Genomic DNA, 9,106 nt, shown 5'->3' on the forward strand with positions numbered 1-9,106 from the left:
GGGCACGCCCAGAAGCGTGGGGCGCACGACCGCGAGTCCGGTCAAGAACCCGTGGAGCTACCTACGACCGGCAAAATACGCGGAGAGGCGGATCAGCCGAAGATGAGGCCCTTGCCCTGGCCGACGGCCCGGGCGAAGCGGTCCTGCACGTCGGCCCAGTTGACGACGTTCCAGAACGCGGTCACGTAATCGGCCTTGACGTTCTTGTACTGCAGGTAGAACGCGTGCTCCCACATGTCCACCTGCAGCAGCGGGATGATGCCGGTGGGCACGTTGGCCTGCTGGTCGTACAGCTGGAAGGTCAGCAGCTTCTGGCCCAGGGTGTCGTAACCCAGGACGGCCCAGCCGGAGCCCTGCAGCCCGTTGGCGGCAGCGGTGAACTGCGCGCGGAACTTGTCGAACGAACCGAACTGGTCGGCGATGGCCGCGGCCAGGTCGCCGTCCGGCTGGTCGCCGCCGTTGGGGGAGAGGTTCTTCCACCAGACGGAGTGGTTGTAGTGGCCACCGAGGTGGAAGGCCAGGTTCTTCTCCAGCAGCAGGATGGCAGCCAGGTCGCCGGACTCACGGGCTTCCTCGAGCTGCTCGAGTGCCTTGTTCGCGCCTGCGACGTAGGCGGCGTGGTGCTTGGTGTAGTGGATCTCGTTGATCTCACCGGAGATGTGAGGCTCCAGTGCGCCGAAGTCGTAATCCAGTTCCGGCAGCGTGTAGACGGCCACGATGTCCCTTTCCGTGTGTCGGGCTGTGTGCGCCCAGTTCGGACGACAACACCAACCATCATTCGTACACCCGCTCGCTGCAACCCCGCACACGCGGTTCCGCATTCCCTTGCGATCACCGAGATGGAAACTTCGCGGGCGTGGCCTGCGGTCGCGGGCCGCGAATATTACAGCGGCGGTGCGATGTCGGCTTTGGTGGTCCGGGCGTCCCCGGTGGCATGCGCGTCCCACCAGCGACGACCACCCTCGATGAACTCGTTCATCGGAATCTCCAGGCCGGCGGTGTTCGTGACGACGATCTTGTCGAACCACACGCGGACGTCGAGTTCGCGCGGGTCGATGCCTTCTTCCTGGGAGAACTCGATGACGTGCGCGGCGATGCGCTGATCGAGCACCGTGTCGAAGCTGAGCAACTCGCTCCACAGCGTCCAGCCGCTGTCGTCGAGGTCGATGAACTCCCAGCCGTGCAACCCGCCGCCGCCGAAGCTCTCGATGGCCTCGTCGAGCTGGTCGAGGCTCAGGGGAAGCACACGGGCGTCGACATCGTCCCAGCGCTGGATGCGCAGGGAGGCCGCGACGCGGGTGACTCCGGTGAAGGTGAGCAGAACTTTCGTGTCGATCGGCGCGGGTCCATCCGTGGGTAGCGTCAGCACCTCCAGAGCGAGTTGCAGCCGGCCCGCCGCGGCATCCACTTCTACCCCTAGACACGTGGATTCGGACAAAGCGGTATTCAAGCCGTTGATGTCGAAACTGTCGAGTAGCCCCCTGCTCACGTTCATGCGCCCAGGCTACCGATCTGGCCGCCCAGATCCCAGGATTTAAGATTTTCTCTAGTGTTCTCGTTTTTATGGAACCGAATCGGTCCCGCTTGCGTCCAAGTAGATGTCGGGACAGAACACACTCCACGAATCCCGACGTCAGCGGCGAACGACCGCTCCGGGATGACATGGAGGGGAGTCCCGGATCGGTCGTTCCCGGCTGGTTCCACCCGGCTGTCGGCGTTGTCGGCAGCCGGTTCCCGTTGGCCGTGTGCTGACCGGTAGCTGAGGTCCGCGCAGCACCTCGTCGTCGCACAGGCTCGCCCGGCAACGCGCGCGGCATGGCAGGATCGAGGCGTGACGAGCTCCGATGTCCCCACCGTGCCGGTGGGTGCGGTACCCGCCGCGTTCGACCACGCGGACCCCGCGCCGGGTGCGCAGCTGCTCGACGTGCGCGAACCCGACGAATGGAACCTCGGGCACGCGCCGGGCGCGATCCACATCCCGATGGTCGACGTGCCCGCCCGCCTCGACGAGCTCGATATCGACGCCGAGCTCTACGTCGTGTGCCGACAGGGCGGCCGGTCCATCGAGGTCGTCCGGTATCTCGCCCACATCGGGTACGAAGCGGTCAACGTCGCGGGGGGCATGGTGGCCTGGCAGCAGACCGGCCGCCCGGTGGTCGCCGACGGCGACCACGAAGCCAAGATCTACTAGTCCGGAAGCGGGGTGCGCGGGTGAGTTCGGTGGTGCAACCATGTGCACGCTGTGGTGCGCGGTGGGCCGTGCAGGGCGCGCCGATGCACTGGTGCCCGCGCTGCCGAGGAGTACTGCTCTCGCCCGGCAAGGTCGACGCGCCCGCCACCCAGCGCAACTACCGCTGGGTCGCGCGCCGACCCGACCACCGCACCCGTAAGGCGGGCGCCACCAGCACCGCCCCGCTCGGGCCGACTCCGCGCTACGCCCAGACCCCGCGCTGGGGGCTGCTCGACCCGCCGCCGTCGGCGACCCCCACGCCCGAACGTCCGCTGCGCGGCATCGCGGCCCACCGCGACCGGCTGCTGCTCGGCACCACGATCGTCTTCCTGCTCGCCGGGCTGGCCGAGTACGGCCGCTACCTGATCCTGTTGCAGAACCGCGCCCGGCTCATCCCCGGCTGGCTGCTGTCGATCTCCGACGCGACGGTGCTGGTGTTCGGCGTCATCGCGCCGATCTACGCGCTGGTGACCGCGGTGGCGCTGGTCGCCTGGCTGATCGAGGCGCGCACGATCGTGTTCACCGCCTACGGCAAGCGTGACCCACGCAAGCGCTGGTCGCTGATCGCGGGATGCCTTGTGCCGGGCGTCAATCTGATCTGGCCGGGCGTGTTCCTCACCGAACTCCTCGGTGCCGACCCCGATCCGCGTTCGTGGCGGGCCGTGCGGATCTGGTGGGCCGCTTGGGTGTTCAGCGGGCTGCTGTTGATCGCGGCGACGCTGTGGCGCGATGCGTCGACCCTGCAGGCCGAGGCCGACGGGGTCTCGTTCACCGGTTTCACCAACCTGTGTGCTGCCGGGTTCGCGATGCTCACGCTGTGGATGGTGCGCACGCTGGAAGGTCGCGACCTGCGCGGCGACATCAGGTCCGCGCATCGCTGGGTGATGGCGGCCGACCCCGCGCAGGTCGTCATCGCACCCGTCGAGCCGGGCGCTGTCGCGGCGCGCGACGACGCCGGGCACGATGAGGCCGAACGCGCGGATGTTGTCCGGGCAGGCGAGAATACGCAGGAGGAGGTCGTGGCCAAGTGAGCCAGAACAATCGCCCACCCTTCGTGGTGGCGCATCGTGGCGCGTCGGCGGCACGACCCGAGCACACTCTCGCCGCGTACGAGCTAGCCCTGCAGGAGGGGGCCGACGGTGTGGAATGCGACGTCCGGCTCACCCGCGACGGCCACCTGGTCTGCGTGCACGACCGCACCGTCGACCGCACCGCCGACGCCACCGGCCTGGTCAGCGAACTGACGCTGGACGAGCTGCGCGACATGAACTTCGGCACCGACGACGCGCCGCAGGGCGTGCTCGCGCTCAGCGATCTGATCGGACTCGTCCTCGACTGGCGCACCCGCCCGACGAAACTGTTCATCGAGACCAAACACCCGGTGCGCTACGGCGCCCTGGTGGAGAACAAGGTGCTCGCCGAACTGCAGCGCTTCGGCATCGCCACGCCCGCCTCGGCCGATCATTCCCGCGCGGTGGTGATGTCGTTCGCGGCGACCGCGGTCTGGCGGATCCGCCGCGCCGCCCCGCTGCTGCCGACGGTGCTGCTCGGCGAATCGTCGCGGTTTCTCGGCGGCGGCGCGGCCACCACGGTCGGCGCTACCGCGGTGGGGCCGTCGGTGAAAACGCTGCGTGAGCATCCCGAACTCGTCGACAAGGCCGCCGCGGCGGGGCGGGCCACCTACTGCTGGACCGTCGACGATCCCGAGGACGTGACGTTGTGCGCCGACCTGGGCGTCAGCTGGGTCGCGACCAATCACCCCGGTCGTACCAAGGCGCTACTCGCCGGAGTCTGACCGGACGCGCCCTGGGCAGGGGGCGCGGTAAGCGAACTTGCCGCCCGGCCATAAACTCCACGCGTGGGTAAAAGCAAGCGGAACAGTCCGAAGCCCGACAGTAATCGGGCTCAGCGTCTCGCGCAGCGGCGTGCGGCGCAGGAGCAGGCATCCGCGGCCGTGACACGGCCGTTCGAGGGTCTTGCCGCCGAATGTGATCTGGTGGCGCTGCGGGAGTTCGTGCCGTCGGCGACCGCGACCTTGAAGCTCGCGCCGGGTGTGGCCGCGCAGCGTGAGGTCACCCTGGCGACGGTGCTGCCCGGCGCGGTGGCCGCGCTCGTGCGGGCAGGCGACGAGCCGGTCGGCTTCGTCGGCACGCAGATGCAGTTCCGTGGCGAGGACCCGTCGGCCGACATCGCGGCGGCGATCCTGTGGACCCAGTCGGCCGAGCCCGGTGAGTCGCTGAACTCCGCCGACGCTGCCGACGGTGGTCCGCGCCTGGCCGATGTCATCGATCCCGGCGCCGATCTCGAGCTCACCGTGCACCAGGACTTCGACTGGTGGGTGCCCGAGGGTGTCACCCCGGATCCGCAGGTGGCGGCGACGATCGAGCAGGCCAAGCAGGCCATCATGCCGTCGGCGCGGCTGGATCTCGGCCCGGATTCCGTCGGCGCGGCCTGGTGGGTCGACGCGGGCGAGAAGGCGCATGTGCGCTGGGTGCGTCCCGAAGACGAGGACGCGCTGATGCTGGCGCTGGCTCGCGTGCACGCCACCGGTGGTCTGCACCTGGGTGAGGGTTCGCGCTTCGCCGGTTCGTTCCGCACACACGGTCTGCTGGTGCCGGTGTTCGATCTCGATCCCGAGCGGCACCCGGCCGAATGGGAGGCCCCGGCACGTGAATTCGGTGCTCGCCTGGCCGAGGCGCTGGCCTCCGACGTGCCGATGACCAGCGAAGAGCGTCGTTCGCGCGATGGTTTGCGGTCGCGTCAGGTCACCCTGCGCTGAACTTAATGAAACATGCCTCTTTCACAGATTTGGTCGGCTAGGTTCACGACTGAACCGGACAATCGGTGACAAGGAAAGTAAGAGGCATCGTGGAATTTCTCGGATCTATCGCCGGTCTCGCCCAGATCTTGATCGGCACCGTGCTGGCCAACACCGGCTCGGGCGGCTCCGGCTCCGGCTGGTAAAGCGCTCGCGAAGGATTCGGCTCGCTGCCCGCGAGCCGAATCCTTGTCGCGTTCGAGCTAGACGCTGCCGCCGGCCACCGACGGTGCGCCGGACGCGTCCTTCGGGGTGCTCAGCTCACGCCACATGAACGCCTCCAGATCGAACAGGTTCGACCCGGCGCGATCGGCGATATTGAGCAGCGTGGTCATGTGCGCCACTTCCTCGACCTGTTCCTTCAGGAACCACTGCATGAACTGCTCGCCGAGGTAATCGCCCTCTTCACGAGCGGTGCTCGCCAGCTGCACGATCTGGTCGGTGACCGTCTTCTCCTGGGCCAGCGCCAGTTCGATCGGCTCACGCGCGGACTCGAACTTCGACTTCGCCGCGTCGATGCCCGAGATCTCCACGGAGATGTCGCGGTCGACGAAATACTGCACGATCATCATCGCGTGATTGCGTTCTTCCACCGACTGTGCGTAGAAACGCTTCGCCAGCTGCGGCAGGTCGTTGTTGTCGAACCACACCGCGATCGCGATGTACTGGTGCTCGGCATTGAACTCATGCCGGATCTGGTCTTGGAGCAGAGTGTGGAACTTGCTTCGCGGGGTTTCCGGATGAATCGACATGGCGGCAACATTAATGCTGGTCATAGGGGGTTGTCATCCAAGTGCAGCCTTATTGAGGACAGTATTCCCTAACCAAGTATTTCCTAATAAGCGCCGATGTGCAGCCATTCCTGGGCTGCGCACGGCCGGCACGCCGGCGAGGCTATGCCTTACTCGCGCCTGCCATTCGGGGTGCCGTGGTGTCGACGCGCACCGCGCCACGCAGTTCACGGCGGATGAATTCCTCGACGTCGAACAGGTTGTCCTGTCGGTCGAGCACAGTGAGCAGCGTGGTCATTCCGGCGACATCGTCGACTTGCTCCCCCAGGAACCACTGCATGAATTGTTCGCCGAGGAAATCATTGGTGTCACGCGCGGCCGCTGTGAGCGCGCTGATCTGCGCGGTGGTGACCCGTTCACGGTCGAGCAGAAAGGCGATCGCGGCGCGCGGGGAATCGAATTCCGACCGCACTTCGCCGAGCCCGCCGATGCTGACCGGCACGTCGCGGTCGAGGAGGTACTGCACCATGCGCATCGCGTGCCCGTGGTTGGCCGTCGAACGCGCGTAGGTTTGCCCGGCCAGCTCGGGTAAATCCTGCGCGTCGAAATAGACGGCGGCGGCCAGATACTGATGAGCCGCGGTCAGACCGGCACTGACCTGGTCGCGCAGGAGTTCGGTGAACGACAGGTACTCGGGCATACCTCGACGTTACCGCGTCAGCAGCTCCTCCGGAATCTGCTGATCGGTGGCGAGCGCCTCGAAGAACCCGGAGGCCTTCGACTTGTCCCAGAGCAACACGTTGCCCACGTCGGTGTCGTCGAATCCGCCGATCGGGACGCTGGTGGTGACGGTGTCGCCGCGCATCGCCCAGCCCAGTGCCGCCAGGTTCCAGATGTGGTCCCCGTCGTCGACCTTGAGCGACCCCGCGACCCCGGTTGCCATGGGCCACAAGGCGAACGGATTGGCGAGGGTGCCCATGCCCGTTGCCTTCTTCAACAGCGCCGCCATGAACATCCGCTGGCGGTTCATCCGGTCGACATCGGCGGTCGGGGTCGCGCGGGTGCGCACGAATCCGAGGGCCTGCGGGCCGGACAGTTTCTGACAACCCGCGGCCAGGTCGAGCCCGGCCAGCGGGTCGACGATCGGCTCGTCCAGGCACATCTCGATCCCGCCGATCGCGTCCACCACGCTCGCGAAACCACCGAAACCGATCTGCGCGTAGTGGTCGATGCGCACTCCCGTGGCTTCCTCCACCGTCTGGACCAGCAGCGGAGCGCCGCCGAGCGCGAATGACGCGTTCAGCTTGTCCTTGCCGTGGCCGGGGATGTTCACGTAGGAGTCGCGCGGGAGGCTCACCATCGTGGTCGCGCCGGAGGACGGGATGTGCACCATCATGATCGTGTCGGTGCGTTCGGGTCCGGTGTCGCCGCCGGTCGCGAGTTCCTGTTCCTGCTCGGTCGAGAGGTCACCGCGGCCGTCGGAGCCGACGAGCAGCCAGTTGGTGCCCGGGGTATTGCTCACGCGGTCGCTGTAGGAGGGCAGCGCGGTGATGCGGGTCAGCGAGTTGTCCAGGTGTACGACCGCGGCGATGAGGCCGGCGATCAGCAACACGACAATCAGTGTGAACCACCGGAACGGATGCCGTTTGCGCCTGCGCCGCGGGGGCTGCGGCTGCCTGCCCCCAACGACCGGCGGTGGGTTGCGGCGGGGCGGCAGCGCGTCGTGATGGGGGACCGGCCGCTGGGTCGGCGCGTGTCTGACCTGCTCACGACGCGGCGGTGGTGGTGGTTGACGCGGCTTCTCGCGCTCGTACGGCATCTGCGAGTAGGCCAGCGGCTGGTCGCCGGAGTTGCCGCGGTGCAGCACCTGGGTGGGTTCCACGTGCGAGGCACCGCGCCGGGGGGCCGGGTTGTAGCGCACCGTCGGCCCGTCTTCGGGATTCGGGCGGCGATCGTTGCCGGGCGGACGGCCGTAGCGCGGATCCGGCGGCATCGCGCGGCCGGGCGGCGGCACAGGACGACCTGGTGGGGGCACCGCGGGGCGGCCGGACGCCGGCGGCACCCGGCGTCTACGGGGGTCCTCGCGGGGATCGTCGCCGTTCATCACCGTCAAACTCTACTGATCGTGGAGAGCGCGAGTCGGTTCTGCGCGCTCGGTTACTACTGGGATACCCCGTCGGCGGGCCACTGTTAGCGCGAAACGCGGTGATGTGGTGAAACTCGCCGCGACACGCCGACCGCATCAGTGCACCGGCACGTTGCCGGTGCGTCTCACGGCAGCCAGCCGACCCGTCCGCGCAGCACGTTGTAGCCGAGATAGGCGACAGCGTCGATCGTCGCGTGGGCCAGGATCAGCGGCCACAGGCGGTTGGTGCGCTGCCAGTAGCGGCCGAAGATCAGGCCCATCACGATATTGCCGAGGCCGCCGCCGATCCCCTGGTACAGGTGATAGCTGCCGCGCAGCAGCGCCGAGGCGGCCAGCGACGAGTTCTCCGACCAGCCGAGCTTGCGCAGCCGGGTGATCAGATAACCCACAACCAGTACTTCCTCGGCCACGGAATTCGCACAGGCCGACAGGACCAGCACCGGCAGCCGCCACCAGTGCTCCGACAGCGAACTCGGCACGATGGTGACGCTCATCCCCATCGCGTGCGCGATCAGATACAGCGCGAGTCCCGGCACCCCGATCACCGCGGCCAGCGCCAGACCCGCCACGACATCGCCGCGCCGGATCCGCGCCAGCCCGATCAATTTCGGCCCGATCCCGTTGCGCCACAACAGATACAGTCCCAGCGCGGCCCACGCCAACAGCCGGGTCACCCCGACGAGCTGGAACAGCAGATCGAGGAACGAGTTGTTCGACCGCGACGCGTTCAATGCCACCGTGCGCCCGCCGACCCCGCCCGGCGACAACGCCGAATCGAGCAGGGACAGACCGGCACTGATCCCACTCAACCCGAAGGTCACGAGCAGAACGATCGCGATCTCGACTCGCAGCCCGAACCTGTCCCGCTCGCTCAGCGGGGCCTGGGGAGGATCGACACGCATGCGCGCAGTGTAAGCAGCGAACGCGTCGCAGCAGGTTCCCGCCGAGCCCGGCAACCCGAAGTGAGACGCACCCCCCACCGAGAGCCCAACGCAGAACCCCCAGACAGCCTGAGCCGGGTGATCCTGATGGTCTCTACCAACGCAGAACCCTCAGACAGCCTGGGCCGGGTGATCCTGATGTGTCTCTACCAACGCAGAACCCTCAGACAGCCTGGGCCGGGTGATCCTGATGTGTCTCTACCAACGCAGAACCCTCAGACAGCCTGGGCCGGGTGATCC

Annotated in this window: 10 protein-coding genes; 4 read left to right on the forward strand and 6 right to left on the reverse strand. The window is 67.5% G+C overall.

Annotated features, from left to right (window positions below; translation table 11 throughout):
• Window positions 1-92: 92 nt before the first annotated feature.
• Together ACWFRF_RS11375 and ACWFRF_RS11380 are read right to left on the reverse strand one after the other, a co-directional pair.
• A complete protein-coding gene (locus tag ACWFRF_RS11375) occupies window positions 93-716 on the reverse strand; it encodes a superoxide dismutase (protein ID WP_194825332.1) in 624 nt (207 codons plus the stop codon).
• A gap of 167 nt (window positions 717-883) precedes the next feature.
• Complete coding sequence (locus ACWFRF_RS11380) at window positions 884-1,495, reverse strand: hypothetical protein (RefSeq protein ID WP_378989432.1); 612 nt, start codon at window positions 1,493-1,495, stop codon at window positions 884-886.
• A 336-nt stretch (window positions 1,496-1,831) separates the two neighbouring features.
• Here ACWFRF_RS11380 and ACWFRF_RS11385 point away from each other — a divergent pair, with 336 nt between their 5' ends.
• The 4 genes from ACWFRF_RS11385 to ACWFRF_RS11400 all read left to right on the forward strand — a co-directional run bounded on the left by ACWFRF_RS11385 (window position 1,832) and on the right by ACWFRF_RS11400 (window position 5,009).
• Window positions 1,832-2,191 carry a rhodanese-like domain-containing protein gene (locus tag ACWFRF_RS11385; protein ID WP_379315668.1) on the forward strand — a complete coding sequence of 120 codons (360 nt, stop codon included), beginning with the start codon at window positions 1,832-1,834 and terminating at the stop codon, window positions 2,189-2,191.
• A 29-nt stretch (window positions 2,192-2,220) separates the two neighbouring features.
• The gene (locus tag ACWFRF_RS11390) at window positions 2,221-3,261 is read left to right on the forward strand and encodes a DUF4328 domain-containing protein (RefSeq protein ID WP_452449809.1); all 1,041 of its coding nucleotides are present in this window, start codon (window positions 2,221-2,223) and stop codon (window positions 3,259-3,261) included.
• Entirely contained in the window at window positions 3,258-4,025 is a 768-nt protein-coding gene (locus tag ACWFRF_RS11395; protein WP_378989435.1) for a glycerophosphodiester phosphodiesterase, read from the forward strand. Before ACWFRF_RS11390 ends, ACWFRF_RS11395 begins: the two co-directional genes overlap by 4 nt.
• A 63-nt stretch (window positions 4,026-4,088) precedes the next feature.
• The gene (locus tag ACWFRF_RS11400; protein ID WP_452449811.1) at window positions 4,089-5,009 is read left to right on the forward strand and encodes a DUF5926 family protein; all 921 of its coding nucleotides are present in this window, start codon (window positions 4,089-4,091) and stop codon (window positions 5,007-5,009) included.
• 242 nt (window positions 5,010-5,251) lie between these two features.
• Here the strand turns inward: ACWFRF_RS11400 and ACWFRF_RS11405 are convergent, their stop codons facing one another.
• The 4 genes from ACWFRF_RS11405 to ACWFRF_RS11420 all read right to left on the reverse strand — a co-directional run bounded on the left by ACWFRF_RS11405 (window position 5,252) and on the right by ACWFRF_RS11420 (window position 8,827).
• On the reverse strand, window positions 5,252-5,800 hold the full coding sequence (locus ACWFRF_RS11405) for a ferritin (protein WP_379316652.1): 549 nt from the start codon (window positions 5,798-5,800) through the stop codon (window positions 5,252-5,254).
• A 142-nt stretch (window positions 5,801-5,942) separates the two neighbouring features.
• Entirely contained in the window at window positions 5,943-6,479 is a 537-nt protein-coding gene (locus tag ACWFRF_RS11410; protein WP_387445999.1) for a ferritin, read from the reverse strand.
• A 9-nt stretch (window positions 6,480-6,488) separates the two neighbouring features.
• Window positions 6,489-7,883 carry an LCP family protein gene (locus ACWFRF_RS11415; protein WP_378989551.1) on the reverse strand — a complete coding sequence of 465 codons (1,395 nt, stop codon included), beginning with the start codon at window positions 7,881-7,883 and terminating at the stop codon, window positions 6,489-6,491.
• Between the two features lie 167 nt (window positions 7,884-8,050).
• Entirely contained in the window at window positions 8,051-8,827 is a 777-nt protein-coding gene (locus ACWFRF_RS11420) for a CPBP family glutamic-type intramembrane protease (protein WP_452449814.1), read from the reverse strand.
• Between the last annotated feature and the right edge of the window lie 279 nt (window positions 8,828-9,106).

This window comes from Nocardia sp. NPDC055165, assembly GCF_053606985.1.

Excerpts from the sequence above, each read along its gene's own strand:
- ACWFRF_RS11405 (WP_379316652.1), bottom strand. The coding sequence starts at position 5,800 with ATGTCGATTCATCCGGAAACCCCGCGAAGCAAGTTCCACACTCTGCTC.
- ACWFRF_RS11420 (WP_452449814.1), bottom strand. The coding sequence starts at position 8,827 with ATGCGTGTCGATCCTCCCCAGGCCCCGCTGAGCGAGCGGGACAGGTTC.
- ACWFRF_RS11380 (WP_378989432.1), bottom strand. The coding sequence starts at position 1,495 with ATGAACGTGAGCAGGGGGCTACTCGACAGTTTCGACATCAACGGCTTG.
- ACWFRF_RS11410 (WP_387445999.1), bottom strand. The coding sequence starts at position 6,479 with ATGCCCGAGTACCTGTCGTTCACCGAACTCCTGCGCGACCAGGTCAGT.
- ACWFRF_RS11415 (WP_378989551.1), bottom strand. The coding sequence starts at position 7,883 with ATGAACGGCGACGATCCCCGCGAGGACCCCCGTAGACGCCGGGTGCCG.